Genomic DNA, 21341 nt, shown 5'->3' with positions numbered 1-21341 from the left:
CCCTACACCCCCGACACCACCCCCCGGCGCCCCCCCCCCCCCCCCCCGGCGGGTGCCGCACCCCCCCCCGCCCCCCCCCCCCGGCTCCTCCCCGCGGGCGGCCGGGCTCCGGCGCCGCTGTGGACGCTGGGCTCGCTGCGGCGCGGCAACCTGCTGGAGACGACCGCCATCCCGGAGATCCGCTGCCAGGCCGACGACCTCGCCCTGCTGCTGGGCCGCAGCGCGGCGGGAACGCCGAGCGGAGCGGTACCGGCCCGCTGAGCGGGCGTGCACGTCAGCGGCCCGCGGCGCGACCGGACGCGCCGCGGGCCGGGTCGCACCCGGCCGGGCCCGGTCAGGCCTGGCCGGTCGTCGAGAGCGCCACCACCTTCGTCACCGAGCCGTCGTCCCCGAGGACGTCGCGCAGGTGCCGGAAGCCCAGCCGTCGACACATCGCCAGGCTCGGGGCGTTCTCCGCACCCACCATGCCGTAGACCTCCTTGAGCCCCAACTCGTCGGCGGCGTACCGGATCAGTCCGCGGACCACCTCGGTGCCCAGGCCCCGGCCCCAGAACTCCGGGGCGAGGGCGGCGACCAGCTCGTGGCCGTCGACGTTCCCGGTCTTCTTCACCTCGGCGTGGCCCGCGTACCTCCCGTCCAGCCACAGGCCCCACACGTCGAAGATCCGCTGCGGGTACACGTCGGTCAGGATCGCGCGAAACAGCGCGCGGATCTGCGGCTCGGGCACCAGGTCCTGGCCCATCCAGCTGCACACGTCAGCGTTACGGAGGAGGGAGACGAAGGCGTCCTCGTCCTCGGCCCGGTAGGGGATGAACTCCAGGTGTTCGGTGCGCAGCGAAGGGGTCACGGTCAGCTCCTCGGGGTTGTCGTGGGACGGGCGTGCTGCGGCCGGTCAGGATCCGGCGTTCTCCATGCGCTCGCGCAGGCTCCGCGGCCGCATGTCGGTCCACACCTCGTCGACGTAGGCGGTGCACTCCGCCTCGGTGCCCTCCTGGCCGACGGGCTGCCAGCCGGCGGGCACGTCGAGGTCGACCGGCCAGAGGGAGTACTGCTCCTCGTCGTTGCGCAGCACCTGGTAGCGGGTGTTCTCGTCCATGTCGTGCTCCTTCGTCGTTGTCGGGTTTCCAGCGGTGGTCTTGCGGCGGTGGTCTGACAGCAGGGGGTTCAGCGGCGGGTGGTCGTCGGTGGGTGGGCGGCCGTCACCGTCCTCCCCTGGCGTGCCGGGCGATGTGCCGCAGCGCCACGGCGAACTCCTCGGCCGCCCGGCGCACGGTCGCCGTGTCGTGGAGGGCGGGGCGGTGGTGCCAGGTGAAGGCGAGGCGCCCGTGCTGCGCCGCGCCCACCACCTCCACCGGGTGCGAGCCGCCGTCGCGGGGGTCGTGGTCCTGCCCGAAGGAGCCGTGCTCGGCGCGGACCAGGCCGTCGCCGGCGGTCTCGGGCCGTGCGTCCCACTGGCCGAGGTAGTTGAAGACCACCTGGCCGTGCGCGCCGGCGGCGAGGCGCTCGCGGACCTCGGGCGGGCCGAAGGTGCGCAGGGCGCCGAAGCCCAGCCCGTTGCCCGGCACGGCGCGCAGCTGGCGGCGGACCGACTTCACCAGGGCGCGCCAGTCGCGGTCCGGACCGAGGTCATCGGGGTCGGGGACGTGGAAGGTGACCGGGTACATGGTGGTGAACCAGCCGACCGTGCGGGACAGGTCCACGCCCTCCACGACGTCCTCCCGGCCGTGCCCCTCCAGGTCCAGCCGGATCCGCTCGTGGCCGGTCCAGCGGGCCAGTGCCAGGGCGAGGGCGGTCAGCAGCACGTCGTTGACGCGGGTGCGGTAGGCCGCCGGGGCCGCGCGCAGCAGTGCCTCGGTGTCCTCCTCGTCCAGTTCGACGGTGACCGTCGCGGTCTCGGCGGCACCGGGTTCGACGGTCCCGGGCTCGGCCGCACCGGGGTCAGCGGCACCCGGGTCAGCGGCACCGGGGTCAGCGGGACCGGGCACGGCGGGTCGGCCGGGCAGGGCCTCGGCGGCGCTCACCGCCTCGTCCCAGTAGGGCAGTTCGTGGTCCAGGCCGCCGTCGGCGACATGGGCCGCGAGCCGGAGCGCCCAGTCCCGGTAGGAGGTGCCGCGCTCCCCCAGCGTGATCGCCGTGCCCAGGGCGGCCTGCCGGTAGGCGCTCTCCAGGTCGTCGCGCAGCAGGCGCCAGGAGACGGCGTCGACGACCAGGTGGTGGGCGACCAGCAGCAGGAGCGCCGGGCGGTCCGGGGCGCCGGTGAACAGGGCCGCCCGCAGCAGCGGGCCCCGGGCCAGGTCGAAGCCGACGTGCAGTTCGTCGGCCGCCTTGGCCATGGCCGCGTCGGCGACCTCGGCGCTCTGCCCGGTCAGGTCGTACCGGACGAGGACGTCCTCGGCGGGGGCCGGCGGCGGGTTGAACTGGTGCCAGCCCGTCTCGTCGTGGGTGAAACGCAGCCGCAGGGCGTCGTGGTGTTCGAGCAGGGCGTCCAGCGCGGCCCGCAGTGCCCGCGGGTCGGGGTCGGCGCCGAGTTCGAGCAGGGTCGACTGGTTGAAGTGGTGGTGGGCGGCGCGCGGGGTGGCCAGGAACCACTCCTGGATGGGGGTGAGCGGTACGTCCCCGGTGACCGGACCGTCGTCCTCGCGGTCGGGGGCGGTGCGCACCACGGTGGCCAGTTCGGCCACCGTCTGGTGGGTGAAGAGCTCCCGGGTGGCGAGGTACAGGCCGTCCCGGCGCAGCCTGGACACCACCTGCATGCTGAGGATGGAGTCGCCGCCGAGCAGGAAGAAGTTGTCGTCGGCGCCGACCTCCTCGATGCCCAGGACGTCGGCCCAGATCCGGGCGATCCGGCGTTCGGTGTCGGTGCCCGGCTCCCGGCGCGGACCGGCCGCGGCCTGCGCGGGCCCGGGTTCGGGCAGGGCCCGCCGGTCGAGCTTGCCGTTCGGGGTGAGCGGCAGCCGTTCCAGCGGGACGAACACCGACGGGACGAGGTGCGGCGGCAGCAACCCGGCCAGGTGGGCGCGCAGTTCGGCGGCGGGCAGGCCCGCAGTGGCCCCATCGTCGTCGCCCTCCGGTGCGGCACCGCCCGCTCCGGCCCCGAGCGCCGGGACGACGTAGGCGACCAGCCGGCCGGCCCCGGAGCCCGCACCGCTCCCGGGGGCGTCGGCGCGCACGGTGACGACGGCGTCGCGCACCAGGGGGCTGCGGCGCAGCGCGCTCTCGATCTCGCCCGGTTCGATCCGGAAGCCGCGCAGCTTGATCTGGTCGTCGACGCGGCCGGCGAAGCGCAGTTCGCCGTCGGCGTCCCGGTGGGCGAGGTCGCCGGTGCGGTACATCCGCTCGCCCGGTGCGCCGAAGGGGTCGGCGAGGAACCGCCCGGCCGTCAGTCCCGGGCGTCCGAGGTAGCCGCGGGCGAGGCCGGGGCCGGCCAGCCAGAGCTCTCCGGTCACGCCGGGCGGCACCGGCCGCAGGGCGGCGTCCAGGACGTAGCTGCGGGCGGCGCCGCCGGGGCGGCCGATCGCCGGTGCGCCGGTGCCCGGCGACAGCGGGCCGGTCCAGGTGGCGACCACGGTGGCCTCGGTGGGGCCGTAGGAGTTGATCATCCGACGGCCGGGGGCCCAGGTGTCGACCAGATCGGCCGGGCAGGCCTCCGCCCCGACGACCAGGGTGCGCAGGGCGGGCAGGGTCGCGGCCGTCGCCGGGTCCACGGTGGCCAGGGCCGCCGGGGGGATCAGGGCGTGGGTGATGCGCCGTTCGGCCAGGACCTCGGCCAGCCGCTCGCCGACGAGCGGCCCTTCCTCCCCCGTGACCAGGGTGGCCCCGCTGAGCAGGGAGACGCACAGTTCCAGGACGGAGGCGTCGAAGCTGGGCGAGGCGAACTGGAGCACCCTGGCCCCGGGGCCGGCGGTGTACTGCTCGGCGGCGGCCGCCGCGAAGGCGGCGAGTCCGGCGTGAGTCACCAGGACGCCCTTGGGCGTGCCGGTCGATCCGGAGGTGTAGATGACGTAGGCCGGGTGTCCGGGGGTGAGCGGGGTGGCGCGGTCGGCGTCGGTGGGCGCGGTCTCGCGGTCGGTGGCGCGGTCGGCGTCGGTGGGCGGGGTCTGTGGCCCGTCGGCGGACCACACCTCGGCCGGGTCGTCGAGCACCAGGTGGGCACCCGCGTCGCGCACCATGAACTCCCGCCTGGGCGCCGGGTAGTCCGGGTCCACCGGGAGGAAGGCGCCGCCGGCCTTGGCGACGGCGAGCTGGGCCACCACCGCCGCCGCCGAGCGGGGCAGGGCGAGGGCGACCAGCCGCTCCGGCCCCACGCCGCGCCGGATGAGCCGGTGGGCCAGCCGGTTGGCCGCCCGCTCCACCTCGGCGTAGCTCAGCTCGCGGCCGCCGTCGTGCAGCGCCACCGCGTCGGGGGTGCGGGCGGCCCGGCGCTCGAAGAGTTCGGCCAGGGTCGCCTCGGGGACGGGGCGGAAGGTGCCGCGCGCCCGGTCCAGTTCGGCGGCCAGCTGGTCGCCACCGGCGAGCGGCAGCGCGCCGATGGCGCGATCCGGGTCCTCGGCGACGGCGGTGAGCAGGGTGGCGAGCTGCCCGGCCATCCGCTCGGCCGTGGCCGGGTCGAACAGGTCGGTGTTGTAGGTGATCAGGCCGTGCAGCGCGCCGGAGTCGGCCTCCGCGAACTCCAGCGCGAGGTCGAAGGCCGCCTGCGTGGTGTCGGTCTCGACGTCGGTCACGTGCAGGCCCGGGAGGTCGAGGTCGGCGGCCGGGGTGTTCTGGAGGACGACCAGGGCCTGGAAGAGCGGGCTGCGGCTGGTGTCGCGCACCGGCTGCACCTCGTCGACCACGCGCTCGAACGGCACGTCCTGGTGGGCGAAGGCGTCCCGGACGGTCTGCCGGACCGCACCGAGGAAGTCGCCGAAGGGCTGCGCGGGTTCCACCCGCGAGCGCAGCACCAGGGTGTTGACGAAGAAGCCGACGAGACCCTGGGTCTCCGCCTGCTCGCGGCCTGAGGTGACGGTGCCGACGGCGATGTCCTGGTCGCCGCCGAGCCGGGCGAGGTAGGCCTGCGCGGCGGCGACCAGGGTGGTGAACAGGGTGGCGCCGCGCTCCCGGCCGACCCGGGCCAGTCGGCGGGCCGTGTCGGCGGGCAGCTCCAGGCGGGCGGTGGCCCCGTTGGTGGTGCGCACGGCGGGCCGGGGCCGGTCGGTGGGCAGGCGCAGCGTCGAGACGTCGGCCAACTGCTCCTTCCAGTAGGCGAGTTGGTCGGGCCCGGCGGCGCCGACCGTGCGCTGCCAGTGCGCGTAGTCGGCGTACTGCACCGGCAGCGGCGCCAACCGGCTCTCCCCGGAGCCGAGTTCGGCGCGGTAGAGGTGGGCCAGATCGGTGAGCAGGACGGCGGTCGACCAGCCGTCGGTGACGATGTGGTGCAGGGTCAGGGCCAGCACGTGGTCGCCCTCGGCCAGCCGCACCAGGGCGGTGCGCAGCAGCGGTCCGCGGCGCAGGTCGAAGGGGCGGGCCCGCTCGGCGGCGAGCAGGCCGCGCAGGGCCTCCGCCCGCGGCTGCGCCGGCCGGCCGGACAGGTCGTGCAGCGGCAGCGGCACGTCCTGCGGCGGGTGGACGAGCTGGACGCCGTGGCCGTCGACGCTGTCGAAGGTGGTGCGCAGCGACTCGTGCCGGGCCGCGAGGGCGCGCAGGGCCGCGCCGAGGGCGTCGGTGTCCAGGGCGCCGCGCAGGCGCAGCGCGAGCGCGGTGACGTACTCGGCGCCGCCGGGCGCGAACTCCTCCAGGAACCACAGGCGTTGCTGGGCGTAGGACATCGGCGCGGCGCCGTCGCGGGCGACCGGGAGGACGGGCGGGCGCCCCGGGCCGCCCGGGCGGCCCTGCTCCTCGGTGAGCAGGCGGGCCAGGCCGGCCGGTGTGGGGTGGTCGAAGACGGCGCGGGGGGTGAGGTCGGCGCCGAAGGCCTCGGCGAGGCGGGCGGCGAGCCGGATGCTGAGGATGGAGTCGCCGCCCAGCTCGAAGAAGCCGTCCTCCACGCCGGGCGGCCGGATGCCCAGGACGTCCCCGAAGACCTCGGCGGTGCGGCGTTCGGCCTCGGTGCGCGGCTCGATCCGCGCGCGGCGTCCGCTCCCGTGCTCCTCGTCCGGCGCCGGGAGGGCCGCCCGGTCGACCTTGCCGTTGCGGCTCAGCGGGAGGGCGGCGAGCGGGACGAAGGCGGCGGGGACGAGGTAGTCGGGCAGCGCGCGGGCGGCGAAGGCCCGCAGTTCCCCGGGTTCGGCACCCGCCGGGCCGACCACGTAGGCCACCAGGCGCCGGGCGCCGGGCCGGTCCTCGCGGGTGACCACGGCGACGTCGGTGACCTGGGGGTGGCGGGCGAGTGCGGCCTCCACCTCGCCGGGTTCGACCCGGAAGCCCCGGATCTTCACCTGGTCGTCCGCGCGGCCCAGGAACTCGACGGTGCCGTCCGGGCGCCGCCTCGCCAGGTCGCCGGTGCGGTACATCCGGGCGCCGGGCGGGCCGGAGGGGTCGGCGAGGAAGCGGGCCGCGGTCTCGCCGGGCCGGCCCAGGTAGCCGCGGGCCACGCCGTCGCCGGCGACGTACAGTTCGCCCGCGCAGCCCGGCGGGACGGGCCGCAGGCGCCGGTCGAGGACGTGGACGCGGCGGTCGTCCAGGGGGTGGCCGATCGGCAGGGTGTCGGGCACCGCCGCCGCCTCCGCGACGGCGAAGGCGGTGGCGAAGGTCGTGGTCTCGGTGGGCCCGTAGCCGTCCACCACGGTCAGCCCGGGGCAGGCCGCCAGGACGCGGCGCACCGCGGCGGCGGGCACCACGTCCCCGCCGGTCCACAGCGTGCGCAGGCCCGCGAAGCAGTCCGGCGCGTCCTGGGCGAGCAGCCGGAAGAGCCCGGCGGTGAGCCACAGCGCCGTCGGCCCGTCCGGTCCGGCGAGCCGCCGCAGCAGGGCGGCGTCCACCGGCCCGTCGGGGGCGACGAGCACGCAGCCGCCGCCCAGCAGCGGCGCCCAGACCTCGAAGGTGGCGGCGTCGAAGGCGACCGGCGAGTGCAGCAGCACCCGTGCGCAGCGGCCGTCGGCGAAGCGGCTGTCGGTGGCGAGCGAGGCCACGTCGCGGTGCCGTACCGCCACCGCCTTGGGCACCCCGGTGGAGCCCGAGGTGAACATCACGTACGCCAGCCGGTCGGGGTCGGCGGGCGGCAGGGCCCCCGCCACCGGCCCGGCCGCGCCGGTGCGCGCGGCGGCGACCTGCTCGGCGGTGAGCCGCAGGGCGGCGCCGACCTGGTCGAGCAGGGCGCGGCGGCGCTCCTCGGGGGCCCGGAGGTCGACGGGCAGGTAGGCACCGCCCGCCTTGAGGACGGCCAGCTGGGCGGCGACGAGTTCGGCGGAGCGGTCCATCAGCAGCGCCACCCGGTCTTCGGGGGCCAGGCCGTCGGCCAGCAGCCGGGCCGCCAGGCGGTCGGACCAGTCGTCGAGTTGGCGGTAGGTCAGCTCGCGGTCGCCGTCGCGCACGGCGGGCGCGCCGGGGGTGCGCCGGACCTGCTCGGCGAAGACCTGGAGCGGGCTGCGCGGCGCCACCGGGCGGGCGGTTCCGTGCCAGGAGGCCAGCTGCTCCCGGTCGGCGGGGGTGAGCCGGTCCAGCTCGGCGAGGTCGCCGTCGAGGCCGTCGGCGAGGGCGGTGAGCAGCAGGACCAGGCGGTCGGCCGCGCCGTGGGCAGTCCGGTGGTCGAAGAGCGCGGGGTCGTAGGCCAGGTCGAAGCCGAGCCGCTCGGCCAGGTGGGCGCGCAGGCACCAGGGGAAGGTGGTGGCGTCGTCGGCGCGCACCTCGACCACCCGCACCCCGGTCCGGTCGGCGGCCGACTCGTCGACGGGGTAGTTCTCGAAGACCGCCATGCTGTCGAACAGCGGCTCCCCGGCGGGCAGGTCGCTCAGGGCCTGGACGCGTGGTAGTGCCAGGTGGTCGAAGCGGCGGCCGTCGCTCTGGCGTTCCTGGAGCTCCCGCAGCCAGGGCAGTACGCCGCCCGAGGGGATCGGGACCCTGGTCGGCACGGTGTTGATGAACAGGCCGATCATCGACTCGACGCCGGGCAGTTCGGCCGGGCGCCCGGACACGGTGGTGCCGAAGACCACGTCGTCGCCGCCGCTGTAGCGGGCCAGCAGCAGCGCCCAGGCGCCCTCCACCACGGTGTTGACGGTCAGTCCGGCGGCCGCGGCGTTCTCGCGCAGCCGCCGGGAGAGCGTCTCGTCCAGTTCGCGGTGGGCCGCGGCGCTGGAGCGGGCGCGGTGGGCCCGGGTCGGCGGGCGGTCGTACGGCAGCGGGGTCCGGCCGGTGAACCCGGCCAGCAGGCCGCGCCAGTGGGCCTCGGCCGCTTCCTCGTCCCGCTCGTGCAGCCAGCCCAGGAAGTCCGCGAACGGCCGCCGGACCGGCCGGGGCGCCTGCGGGCCGCCGGTCAGCGCGGCGTACTCCTCGCACACCTCGGTGAGCAGTTGTCCGGTGCTCCAGCCGTCCAGGATCAGGTGGTGGGTGGACCACAGCAGCAGGACCTCGTCACCGGGCAGCGCGGCCAGGGTCAGCCGGGTGAGCGGCGCGGTGGCGAGGTCCATCCCGGCGGCGCGCTCCTCGGCGAGCAGCCGCTCCGTCCGGTCGGCGCGCTGCCCGGCCGTCAGGTCGCGCCAGTCGAGCCGGCGGACGGGCAGCGCGGCGTGCCGCGCGACCACCTGGACGGGGTGCGGCAGGCCGCGCCAGTGAACGCTGGAACGCAGTGCCGGGGTGCGGTCGGCGACCTGCTGCCAGGCCTCGGCGAAGGCCCGCGGGTCGGCCACGCCGGCCAGGCGCACCGCGATCCGGTCGACGTAGGCGCCGTCGGCGTCGACGAGCCCGTGGAAGAGCATGCCGGACTGCAGCGGCGTCAGCGGCAGCACGTCGTCGGTCTCGCGCCCGTCGCCGACGAGCCGGTCCAGCCGGTCCTGGTCGAGGCCGGCGAGCGGGAAGTCCGACGGGGTGCGGCCGCCGGCGTCCGGGCGGGCGCAGTGCGCGGCCAGCTCGTGCAGCGCGGCGCCCATCTCCTCGGCGAGTCCGCGGACGGTGGCCTCGTCGTAGACGGCGGCGGGGTAGGTCCACGCCAGTTCGAGGCGACCGTCCTGGACCGCGCCGATGATGTCCAGCAGGTAGGGGCGGGGCTCGTCGGGGTCGGTGTCGCGACCGGCCGGGGGCAGCGCGCCGCGGACCAGGCCGTCGGCGCCGCCGCGGGTGTCCCACTGACCGTGGTAGTTGAAGCCGATCTGCGGCGCCGCCGAGCCGGTCAGCGGGCCGTCCGGCCGCAGGTGGCGCAGCGCGCCGTGGCTGAGTCCGCGCAGCGGGACGGCGCGCAGCTGCTCCTTGACCGAGCGCAGGGTGTCGTGCCATCCGGCGTCGGGGTCGACGCGCAGGGCGAGCGGGAACTCGGCGGTGAACCAGCCCACCGTCCGGGAGAGGTCCAGGTCCTCGAACAGGTCCTCGCGGCCGTGCCCCTCCACTCCGACCAGCACGGTGTCCCGGCCGCACCAGCGGGCCAGGGTGCGGCCCAGGGCGCTGAGCAGGACGTCGTTGACCTGGGTGCGGTAGACCTCGGGGACGCGGCGCAGCAGCGCCTCGGTGGTCCGCTCGTCCAGCGTCACCTGCACGGTGGCGGCGGTGGCGTGGGTGTTGGAGGCGCCGGTGTCAGGGGCGGGGCGGCCGGCGGGCAGGTCGGCCGGGGCCGCGCCGGTGCGCGTCCAGTGGTCGAGGTCGCCGTCCAGGGCGCCGGCGCGGGTGTGCCGCTCCAGCCGGGTGGCCCAGCGGCCGTAGGACGTGCCGGTCGGCGGCAGGGCGACGGGGGCTCCGGCGCGGGCCGTGCGGTACGCCGCTTCGAGGTCGGCCAGCAGGATGCGCCAGGAGACGCCGTCCACGGCCAGGTGGTGCACGGTGAGGACGAGTTGGCCCGGCTGCCGGGGGCCGGGGTCGAAGAACAGGGCCCGCAGCAACCGGCCGTCGACGGGGTCGAGGGAGCGCTGGGCCTCGTCGGTGGCGCGCTGGACCTGCGCCTCCGCGTCATGGCCGGTGAGGTCCGGGTGGCTGACGTCGTGCCGGGTGAAGACGCCGTCCGCCCCCTGGGGAAGCACCTCCTGGCGCCAGCCGGCCTCGGTGCGGTGGAAGCGGGTGCGCAGGGCCGGGTGGTGCTCCACCAGGGCCAGCACCGCCCGGCGCAGGGCCGCCGGATCGGTGCCGGGGGCCAGTTCCAGGCGCTGGGTCATGGTGAAGCGCAGGGCGTCGCCGGGGCGGCGGCCGTCGAGGTACCAGTGCTGGATCGGGGTGAGCGGCGCCTCGCCGGGCTCGGCTTCGCCACCTTCCTGGCGATCGGTCAGATCTCCTGCGCACAGGGCGAGTTCGGCGATGCTCTGGTGCCGGAAGACGTCCTTGGTGGTGAGGGAGAGCCCGGCGGCGCGGGCGCGGGAGACGATCTGGATGCTGAGGATGGAGTCGCCGCCGAGCGCGAAGAAGTTGTCCCGGGTGCCGACGCGCTCCACGCCCAGCACCTCGGCCCAGATCGCGGCGAGCCGTTCCTCGGCACCGGGCCGCGGTGCGACGTACGGGGTGGTGCGGTCGGGCTGGGCGGGCGGCGCGGGCAGCGCGCGCCGGTCGGTCTTGCCGCCGGTGGTCCGCGGTATTCGGGCCAGCGGGACGAACGCGGCGGGCACCAGGTGGTCGGGCAGCGTCCGCCGCAGCCAGGTCCGCAGTTCCTCGGCGGTCGGCACGCGGCGGCCGGCGGGCACCGGGTAGCCGACGAGCACCGTACGGCCGGCGTGCTCGCGCGCGGCGACCGCGCAGTCGGCGACGTCCGGGTGGGCGAGCAGGGCGGCCTCCACCTCCCCGGGCTCGATCCGGAACCCGCGGACCTTGACCTGTTCGTCGGCCCGGCCCCGGAACTCCAGTTGCCCGTTCGCGTCCCAGCGGGCCAGGTCGCCGGTGCGGTACATCCGGGCACCGGGCGGGCCGTAGGGGTCGGCGAGGAAGCGGGCGGCCGTCAGCCCGGGCCGGTTCAGGTAGCCGCGGGCCACCTGCTCCCCCGCCAGGTACAGCTCCCCCGGCATGCCGGGCGGCACCGGCCGCAGGGCGCCGTCGAGCAGGTAGGCGCCCAGGTTGCGGCCGGGGCGGCCGATGACGGGGCGCTCGGGGTGGTCCGCGCACCGGGCGTAGGCGGCGTCGACGGTGCACTCGGTGGGCCCGTACATGTTGTAGGCGGTGACGCCGAGGTCCGCGTGCGCCGCGCACAGCTCCCGCCAGACGGCGGCGGGGACGGCCTCGCCGCCGACCAGCAGCAGGCGCGGGTGGTGCGGGCCGGGGGCGAGCAGTCCGGCGGCGGTGAGTTCGCGCAGGAAGGAGGGGGTGACGTTGACCAGGTCCAGGCGGCGGTCGACGACCTGGGCGCAGAACGCCTGCGGGTCCAGCCGGACGTCCTCGTCGATCAGGTGGAGCTCCTGGCCCAGTGCGAGCAGCAGCGGGCCCTCCCAGCTGGTGTCGAAGGAGAAGGAGGCGCTGAGCGCGGCCCGCAGCCGCCCTCCGTCGGCGGTGTGCGGCGCGACCAGGCCCTCCTGGTGGTCCCGGCAGAGGTTGACCAGCTGGCGGTGTTCGACGACGACGCCCTTGGGGCGGCCGGTCGAGCCGGAGGTGTGGACGAGGTAGGCGGCGTGCTGCGGCAGCAGGGGGGCGGTCCGCTCGGCGTCGGTCAGGTCGTGGGCGGGCAGCGCGTCCCACGGCACCTCGCGCAGGGCCTGCCCGGTCAGCACCACCCGGGGCCGGGTGTCGTCGAGGAGGAGGGCGGCCCGGTCCTCGGGCAGGTCCGGGTCGACGAAGAGCAGGGCGGCGCCCGCCTTGAGCACCGCGAACAGCGCCACCAGCAGGTCCGAGGTGCGCGGCAGCCGGACCGCGACCACCTGCTCCGGGCCGGCGCCGCGGGCGGCGAGGTGGCGGGCGAGCCGGTTGGCCCGCGCGTTGAGGGCGGCGAAGTCGAGGGTGGCGTCCCGGGCGACCAGGGCGGTGGCGTCCGGGGTGCGGGCGGCCTGCGCCTCGAACAGGGCGGGGAAGGTGGTGTCCGGCGCGGGCAGCGGCGTGCCCCGCCCCTGCCGCAGCACCCGGCGCCGCTCGTCGGCCGTCATCAGCGGCAGCGCCCCGACGGCCGTCTCCGGCGCCTCGGCCACGGCCTCCAGCAGGGTGCCCAGCCAGCCGGCCAGGTGCTCGGCGGTCCGCGCGTCGAACAGCCCGGTGTTGTACTCCAGATAGCCGGTCAGGCCGCCGTCGCGCTCGACGAAGTCGAAGGAGAGGTCGAAGGTGGCGCCGTGGACGGGCGGGGTGACCGGCTCCACCGTCAGGCCCGGCAGGTTCGGCACCTCGGCGCCGAGGTTGTGCAGGGCCACCATGACCTGGAAGAGCGGCGTGCGGCTGGTGTCGCGCTCCGGCTGGAGGGCGTCCACCAGCCGCTCGAAGGGCACCTCCTGGTGGGCGAGCGCTTCCAGGACGGTGCCGTGGGCGGCGGCCAGCAGTTCGCCGAACGGCAGCTCCGGCCGGACGGCGCCGCGCAGCACCAGGGTGTTGACGAACATGCCGACCACGTCGTGGAGTTCGCCCTGCTCGCGGCCCGAGGTGACGGTGCCGACCGCGATGTCCTGCTGCCCGGACCAGCGGGCGAGCAGGACCTGGCAGGCCGCCAGGAGGGTGGTGTAGAGGGTGCCGTCGACCTCCCGGCCCCGTTCGCGCAACCGCGCGGTCAGCCCGGCGGGCAGGGTGAAGGCGACCAGCGCGCCGTCCCGGGTGCGTACGGCCGGGCGCGGCCGGTCGGTGGGCAGCTCCAGCGGGGTCAGGCCGTCCAGGGCCCGGCGCCAGTGGGCGAGGTCCGCCTCGGCGAGGTCGGTGCGCGCGCGCTGCCAGGACGCGTAGTCGGTGTAGCGCACGGGCAGCGCGGGCAGCCGTGGCGGGCGCCCCTCGCGGGCCGCCGCGTACAGCTCGCCCAGGTCGCGGCCCAGGACGCCCATCGACCAGCCGTCGGTGGCGATGTGGTGCACGGCCAGCGCGAGCACGTGCTCGTCCGCGGCCGTCCGGACCAGCCGGGCCCGCAGCAGGGGCCCGGCGGCCAGGTCGAACGGGGTGGCGGCGATCCGCTCCAGCAGCGCGTCCAGGGCCGCCGGGGGCGACCCGGCGAGGTCCTCGCACGGCAGCTCGACCGGCTGCGGCGGGCGCACCACCTGCCGGGCGCGGCCGTCCCGCTCGGCGAAGGTGGTCCGCAGCGCCTCGTGCCGGGCGACCAGGGCGTCCAGGGCGGTGCCCAGCGCGACCGGGTCGAGCGCTCCGCGCAGGCGCAGCACGGACAGCGAGGTGTACTCGGTGCTGCCCGGCTCGAACCGGTCGAGGAACCAGAGCCGCTGCTGGGCGTACGACAGCGGTGGCTCGGCCGCCGGGTCCGCGGCCGGGATGACCCGGGCCGACGGGCCGTCCGCCGCGCCCGGCTCGCCCGGCTCGCCGAGCGAGCCGAGGGCTTCGGCCAGGTCCGCCAGCACCGGGTGGCTGAACAGCAGCCGGGGCGAGAGGTCCGCCGCCCCGAAGGCCGCGCGCAGCCGGGCGGTGACCCGGACGGCGAGGATGGAGTCGCCGCCCAGGGCGAAGAAGTCGTCCTCGGCGCCGATCTCCCCGGTGTCCAGGACCTCCGTCCAGGCCGCGGCGACCAGCCGCTCGGCGCGGGTGCGGGGTGCGGTGCGCTGCCGGCCGGCGGCGAAGCCCTCCGGGCCGGGCGCGGGCAGCGCGCGCCGGTCGAGCTTGCCGTTGGGGGTGAGCGGCAGGACAGCCAGGGGGACGTACGCGGCGGGCACCAGGTAGGCGGGCAGCAGCCGTTCGAGGTGGGCGCGCAGGTCGGCGGCGGCCGGGGGGTGGGCCGCGCCGGGGCCGGCGACGACGTGGGCGACCAGCCGGCGGGTGCCGGAGGCGTCCTGGTACACGCCCACGGTGGCGGCGCCCACACCCGGGTGGGTCTGGAGGGCGGCCTCGATCTCGCCGGGTTCGATCCGGTAGCCGCGGATCTTGACCTGCTGGTCGGCGCGGCCCAGGTAGCGAAGGGTGCCGTCGGCCTGTCGGCGCGCCCGGTCGCCGGTGCGGTACATCCGGGTGCCCGGGGCCCCGAACGGGTCGGCGAGGAAGCGGGTGGCGGTCAGGCCGGGCCGGTCGAGGTAGCCGCGGGCCAGACCCTCCCCCGCCACGTACAGCTCGCCCACGGCGCCCGGGGGCACCGGGGCCAGGTCGGTGTCGAGGACGTACAGCCGCAGGTCCGGGAGGCCGGTGCCGATCGGTGCGGGGCCGCCGGCCGCCGCGGTCGTGCGGTCCAGCGGGGCGTGGGTGACGTGCACGGTCGTCTCGGTGATGCCGTACATGTTCACCAGGCGCGGCGCGTCCTGCGGGTGGCGGTCGTACCAGTCGGCGAGGCGGCCGGCGTCCAGCGCCTCGCCGCCGAAGACCACCGTGCGCAGCGCCAGCCGGCGGGAGAGCTCGGGGTGTTCGGCGTCGGCGCGGGCCAGCGGGTGGAAGGCGGACGGGGTCTGGTTGAGGACGGTGACGCCTTCGTCGGCGAGCAGCCGCAGGAAGTCCTCCGGGGAGCGGGCGGTGTCCTCGGGCACGACGACGAGCCGGCCGCCGTGCAGCAGCGGGCCCCACAGCTCCCAGACCGAGAAGTCGAAGGTGTAGGAGTGGAACAGCGTCCAGACGTCCTCGGCGCCGAAGCCGAACACGTCCTCGGTCTGCTCGAACAGCCGCACCACGTTGGCGTGCGGCACCACGACACCCTTGGGGCGGCCGGTGGAGCCGGAGGTGAAGATGGCGTAGGCGGGGCTGTCGGGCAGCGGGCGGTGCCCGGCGGCGAGCGGGGCGGCCGGGCCCCGGGCCAGGTCGGCGCGCAGCTGCGGGTCCGCCAGGGAGAGGACGGGCACCCCGTGCTCGAAGCTCTCGGGCGGCGCGCCGGGCACGTGGGTCACCAGGGCCACCGGGGCGGCGTCGCCCAGCAGTTGGGCGCGGCGTTCGGCCGGCAGGCCCGGGTCGAGCGGCAGGTAGGCCGCGCCGGTCTTGAGGACGGCGAGGACGGCCACGACCAGGTCGGCCGTGCGGGGCAGCGCGAGGGCCACGAACCGCTCGGGCCCGGCGCCGAGCCCGGCCAGCCGGTGGGCGAGCCGGTCGGCCCGCGCGTCCAGGGCGGCGTAGTCGAGGTGCTCGTCGCCGCAGGTGACGGCCTCGGCGTGCGGGGTGCGGGCGGCCTGCGCCTCGAAGAGGTCGACCAGGGTCCGGTCGGGGCGGCCCCGCACGGTGCCGTCCCACTCGGTCAGCAGCCGCCGCTCCTGCGCGGTCGTCCACTCCAGGGCGCGCAGCGGCCGGTCCAGTCCGGCGGCCAGTCCGGTGAGCAGCAGGCAGAGCCGCTCGGCGAGGGCGCGGACCGTCGCGGCGTCGAACAGCTCCGGGTCGTAGGCGAGGTCGAAGCCGAAGTGCCCGCCCTGGTAGGCGCGCAGGACGAGCGGGTAGTTGGTGGCGTCCCGGGAGGTGACCTCCACCAGGCGCACCCCGCTGCCGGCCGTGCGGGCGTCGTCGAAGGGGTAGTTCTCGAAGGCGACGATGCTGTCGAACAGCGTGCCGCCGGACGGCACGCCGCTGAAGGCGGTGAGTTCGGCGAGGGAGACCGCGGCGTGGCGCCGGGCCTCGGCCTGGGCCTCCTGGAGGTCGCGCAGCCAGTCGGCGGCGGTGCGGTCGCCGTCGACCAGGACCCTGGTGGGCAGGGTGTTGATGAACATGCCGATCATCGACTCGACGCCGGGCAGTTCGTCGGGGCGTCCGGAGACGGTCGTCCCGAACAGCACGTCCGGCTCGCCGCTGTACCGGGAGAGCAGCAGGGCCCAGGCGCCCTGCACCACGGTGCCGAGGGTGAGCCCGGCCTGCCGGGCGGTGCGGGCCAGCCGCTCGGAGGCCTCCGGCGACAGGCCGGCGGTGTGCGCGAGCGCCGAGCGGGCCCGGTGGGCCTCGCGCCGGACGCGGTCGGCGGGCAGCGGGGTGGCGGTGGCGAAGCCGTCCAGGACGCCCCGCCAGTGCGCGCGGGCGGCCGCGGTGTCCTGCCCGGCCAGCCAGTGCACGTAGTCGGCGAAGGGCCGGCGCACCGCCGGTGTCGGCACGCCCCCGGTGGTGAGGGCCGCGTACTCCTCGAACACGTCGGTGAGCACCTGGGCCAGGCTCCAGCCGTCCAGGATCAGGTGGTGGGAGGTCCACAGCAGGTGCAGGCGGGCCTCGGGCAGCCGGACCAGGGTGAGCCGGGTGAGCGGCGCCGTGGCGAGGTCCAGCCCGTGGGCGAGGTCGTCCGCGCGCAGCCGGGCCAGCCGGTCGGCGCGCTCGCCCGGGTCGACCGCCCGCAGGTCCAGGTGGGTCACCGGCAGCCGGACGCCGCGGCGCACGACCTGGAGGGGGGCGGGGACGCCCTCCCACACCACCGAGGTGCGCAGCGCGGGCGTGCGGTCGGCGACCCGCTGCCAGGCCAGGGCGAAGGCGTACGGGTCGCCCACGCCCTCCAGCAGCAGGCCGGCCTGGTCCACGTAGACGTCGTCGGGGCCGCCGACCAGGCGGTGGAAGAGCATGCCCTCCTGGAGCGGGGTGAGCGGCAGCAGGTCCTCGACGTCCCGCCCGTCGCCGGCGATCCGGTCCACCCCGGCCTGGTCCAGTCCGGCCAGCGGGTAGTCGGAGGGGGTGCGGCCGCCGGCGTCGGGGCGGGCGCAGTGCTCGACGATGCCGGTCAGCGCCGAGGCCGTGGCCTGCGCCAGCGCGCGGACGGTGGCCGCCTCGTGCGCCTGGTCGCTGTAGTGCCAGGTGAGTTCCAGTTCGCCGTCGGCGACGACGGCGGAGACGTCGAGCAGGTGGTCCAGGGGTTCGTCGGGGGCGAGCTCCCGGCCCGGCGCCTGGCCGGCGGGCGCGAAGTCGCCGGTCCCGGGGGCGGTCCACTGCCCGTGGTAGGTGAAGCAGACCTGCGGCAGCGGACGGCCCCTCAGGGCGTCGGCGGCGGGCGGGCCGAGCCGGGCCAGGGCCTCGTAGCTCAGGCCCCGGCGGGGTACGGCGCGCAGCCGCTCCTTGACCTGCTTGAGGGTGGCGGCCCAGTCGGGGGCGCCGGCCGGGCCGGCCGGGGCGAGGGTGACGGGGTACCGGGTGGTGAACCAGCCGACCGTCCGGGAGAGGTCGACGCCGTCGAAGAGTTCCTCGCGGCCGTGGCCCTCCAGGGCGATGGTCACCCGTTCGGTGCCCGTCCAGTCGGCGAGGGCCCGGCCCAGCGCGCTGAGCAGCACGTCGTTGACCTGGGTCCGGTAGGCCTCGGGGACTCTGCGCAGCAGGGCCTCGGTGGTGGCGCGGTCGAGCCGGGTGCGCAGGGTGCGCACGGAGGCGGCCGTGGGCGTGCCGGGGTGGTCGACGGGCAGCGGGGCCGCCGGGGCCCTGGTCTCGGCGCTCCAGTAGGGCAGGTCGTCGTCGAGGCCTCCGGCCCGGACCCGTTCGGCGAGGTGGTGGGCCCAGTCGGTGAACGGGGTGGGCTCGGGCTCCAGGTGCGGGGCGTCCCCGGCCGCCGCCTGCCGGTAGGCCTGTTCCAGGTCGGCGAGCAGCACCCGCCAGGAGACGCCGTCGACGGCCAGGTGGTGGGCGGTCAGGACGAGTTGGGGCCGGGCGTCGCCGCGGGCCCGGAACAGGACGGCGCGCAGCAGGGTGCCGGTGGCCGGGTCCAGGGCGGCGCGGGCGGCCTCGGCGGCCTCGACCCGGGCGGCTTCAGGGCCGGGGCCGGCGCCGGGGGCGGGCGGGTCGAGTCTGGTCAGCAGCCCGGTGCCCGGGTCCGCGACCGGCTCCTGGCGCCAGGTGCCCCCGGCGCGGGTGAAGCGGGTGCGCAGCGCCGGGTGGGCCGCCAGGACCGCCCGCAGCGCCTGGTCCAGGGCCGGCTCGTCGAGGTCGCGCGGCAGGTCGAGCAGCATCGACATGGTGAAGTGGCGCAGCGGGCCGTGGGCGGCGAAGAACCACTCCTGGACGGGGGTGAGCGGGGCCGGTCCGTCCGCGCGGCGCGGCCGGGGGGCCGGGGCGGCTGCCGGGCGGGCGGCGGCGACCAGGTCGGCGACGGTCTGGTGGCGGAAGACGTCCTGGGAGCCGATCCGCAGGCCGGCGGCGCGGGCCCGGGAGACGGCCTGGATGCTCAGGATCGAGTCGCCGCCGAGCTCGAAGAAGTTGTCGGTGACGCCGACCCGCGCCACGCCCAGCACCTCGGCCCAGATCCCGGCGAGGGTCTCCTCCTCGGGGGTGCGCGGGGCGACGAACTCCCCTTCCCTTCCTTCGCCTTCGAGGTCGGGGGCGGGCAGCGCTCGGCGGTCCAGCTTCCCGCTGGTGGTGAGCGGCAGGGTGTCGAGCGCGGTGAACGAGGACGGCACCAGGTGGTCGGGCAGCACCCGCCGCAGGGCGGCGCGCAGGTCGGCGGACGGGCGGGCCGCGCCGTCGGCGAAGACCAGGTAGGCCGCCAGCCGGGTGTGGCCGCGCGCGTCGGGCACGGCGGCGACGGCGGCCGCGGCGACCTGCGGCAGGTCGAGCAGCGCCGCCTCGATCTCGCCGGGTTCGATCCGGTGGCCGCGCACCTTGACCTGGTCGTCGGCGCGCCCGAGGTACTCCAGGCTCCCGTCGGCCGTCCAGCGGGCCAGGTCGCCGGTGCGGTACATCCGGGCGCCGGGCGGCCCGTACGGGTCGGCGGTGAAGCGGGCGGCGGTCAGCCCCGGCCGGCCGGCGTAGCCGCGGGCGACCTGCTCGCCGGCGAGGTGGAGTTCGCCGCTCACCCCGGGCGGCACCGGCTGGAGCCGGTCGTCGAGGACGTAGGCGCGCAGGTTGGGCAGCGGGCGGCCCACCAGCGGCCGGTCACCGCCCGCGATGCGGCAGGCGAGCGCGTCGACCGTGCACTCGGTGGGGCCGTAGTAGTTGTAGGCGGCGACGTCCGGGTGTCCGGCGAGTTCGCGCCAGAGCCGGGGCCCGACGGCCTCGCCGCCGAGCATCAGCACCCGGGGGTGGTGGCGCGGGTCGTCGAGCAGCCCGGCGGGCAGCAGCTGGCGCAGGTAGGAGGGGGTCAGGTCGAGGAAGTCGACGCGGTGGCGCACGACGTACTCGACCAGGGCGGCCGGGTCCATCCGGGTCGTCTCGTCGACCAGGTGCAGCGGGTGGCCGTCGGCCATCAGCAGCACGCCCTCCAGGGAGGTGTCGAAGGAGAACGAGGCGGTCAGCGCCACGCGCAGCGGCCCGCCGCCCGCGTCGGCGACGAAGCCCGCCCGGTGGGCGGCGAGCAGGTTCACCACCGCGCGGTGCGGGACGGCGACGCCCTTGGGGCGGCCGGTGGAGCCGGAGGTGTAGAGCACGTACGCGGTGTTGGAGGGGTGCAGCGGGGCGGTCCGGTCGGCGTCGCCGGGGTCGGTGTCCGGGCCGGTGTCGGGCAGCGCCCGGAGCGCCTGCTCGTCCAGGACCAGGGCGGGGCGGGCGTCGTCGAGCAGGTAGCGCAGGCGCTCGGCCGGCAGGGCCGGGTCCAGGGGCAGGTAGCCGGCGCCGGCCTTCCAGACGGCGAGGATCGCCACGATCATGTCGGCGGTGCGCGGCAGCCGCAGCGCGACCAGCCGTTCGGGGCCGGCGCCGCGGGCGATGAGCTGGTGGGCGAGCCGGTTGGCGCGGGTGTCGAGCGTCGCGTAGTCGAGCCGCTCGGCTCCGGCGACCAGGGCCGGGGCGTGCGGGGTCAGGGCGGCCCTGCGCCGGAACAGCTCGGGGTAGCTGGTGTCCTCGACGGGCAGCGCGGTGGCGTTCCAGTCCCGGGTGACCTGCCGGGTCTCCCGGGGCGAGAGCAGCGGCAGGGTGCCGAGCGGGCGGTCGGGTTCGGCGGCGGCGCCGTCCAGCAGCAGCAGGAGCTGGTCGGCCATCCGGCGGGCGGTGGGCGCGTCGAAGAGGTCGGCGCGGTACTCCAGCAGGCCGGTGAGCGCCTCGCCGTCCGGGACGAACTCGACGCTGAGGTCGAAGGTGGCGGCCTGCCGGGGCACGGCGACCGGGGTGAGCGCCGACCCCAGCGGGGTGGTGGCCTCGGGCGGCGCGGGGTGCAGCAGGACCAGCACGTCGAACAGCGGGTTGCGGCCCGCCTGGCGGGGTGCGCCGACCGCCTCGACGAGCCGTTCGAAGGGCGTGTCGCCGTGCGCGAGCGCGTCGTTGCCGGTCTCGGTGGCGGCCGCGAGCAGGTCGCGGAAGGATCCGGCGGGCTCCACCCGGGTGCGCAGGACGACGGTGTTGACGAAGCAGCCGACGGCCCGTTCCAGCTCGGTGCGGGAGCGCCCGGGCGTCAGGGAGCCGACGGTGACGTCCTGCTGGCCGGACCAGCGGGCCAGCAGCGCCTGGGTGGCGGCGACCAGGGCGGTGTGCAGGGTGCCGTGCCGCTCGGCCGCGAGCTCGCGCAGCCGGGCGGTGAGCGGCGCGGGGACGGTGAAGGCGTGGACGGCGCCGGGGCCGGCCTCCTCGCCGCGCCGCGGGTGGTCCAGCGGCAGTTCCGGCGGCACCGCACCGGTCAGTTTCGCCTTCCAGTGGGCCAGTTGGCCCTCCAGCCGGGCGCTGGAGAGCTGTTCGCGCTGCCACACCGCGAAGTCCGGGTACTGGACCGCCACCGGGGGCAGGTCCGGGGCGGCGCCGCGGGCCAGGGCCTCGTAGCCGGTGCACAGTTCGTCCAGGACGACGCCCATCGACCAGCCGTCGGTGACGATGTGGTGCGCCGTCACCTGCAGGACGTGCGAGCGGTCCGACTCGCGCACCAGCAGGGCGCGCAGCAGCGGCCCCTGCCGGAGGTCGAAGGGGCGGGAGTACTCCTGGAGCAGGATCGCGTCGAGGGTCTCCCCGTCGGCCGGCTCCCGGACGGGCAGCGGCACCGGCCCGGCCGGCCGCACGGTCTGCACCGGGCGGCCGTCGGCCTCGTCGAAGGTGGTCCGCAGCCCCTCGTGACGGGCCACGACGGCGGCCAGCGCCCCGGCGAGCGCCGTGCGGTCCAGCGGGCCGGTGAACCGTACGGCGACCGCGCTGTTGTAGCGGGGGTCGCCGGGGCGCAGCCGGTCCAGGAACCACAGGCGCTGCTGGACGAAGGAGGGCGGCAGCGGTCGGCTGCGGTCGGCTTGCGGGATGGACCGGTCGGCGGCGGCCCGGGCGCCGCCGGAGCGCCCGGCCAGCCGCAGGCGCAGCGCTTCGCGCAGGTCGGCGGGCAGGGCCTCGGCGCGGTCTCGCTTCGAAGGCGTCAT

At 77.0% G+C, this 21341-nt stretch carries 3 protein-coding genes; all 3 read right to left on the bottom strand.

What is annotated here, in order from left to right; all coding sequences use genetic code 11:
* Nucleotides 1-334: 334 nt before the first annotated feature.
* The 3 genes from AB0O19_RS34845 to AB0O19_RS34835 all read right to left on the bottom strand — a co-directional run bounded on the left by AB0O19_RS34845 (nt 335) and on the right by AB0O19_RS34835 (nt 21341).
* Nucleotides 335-847, bottom strand: coding sequence for a GNAT family N-acetyltransferase (locus tag AB0O19_RS34845; protein ID WP_363625346.1), 513 nt, complete (start codon nt 845-847; stop codon nt 335-337).
* 45 nt (nt 848-892) lie between these two features.
* Nucleotides 893-1096 carry an MbtH family NRPS accessory protein gene (locus AB0O19_RS34840; RefSeq protein WP_063350451.1) on the bottom strand — a complete coding sequence of 68 codons (204 nt, stop codon included), beginning with the start codon at nt 1094-1096 and terminating at the stop codon, nt 893-895.
* Between the two features lie 103 nt (nt 1097-1199).
* Nucleotides 1200-21341: a non-ribosomal peptide synthase/polyketide synthase gene (locus AB0O19_RS34835; RefSeq protein WP_363625344.1), complete on the bottom strand. Its 20142-nt coding sequence runs from the start codon at nt 21339-21341 to the stop codon at nt 1200-1202.

It is taken from the genome of Kitasatospora sp. NPDC091276, assembly GCF_040684355.1.
Classification (GTDB): Bacteria; Actinomycetota; Actinomycetes; order Streptomycetales; family Streptomycetaceae; genus Kitasatospora.
This window is presented reverse-complemented; position numbering and strand designations above follow the sequence as displayed.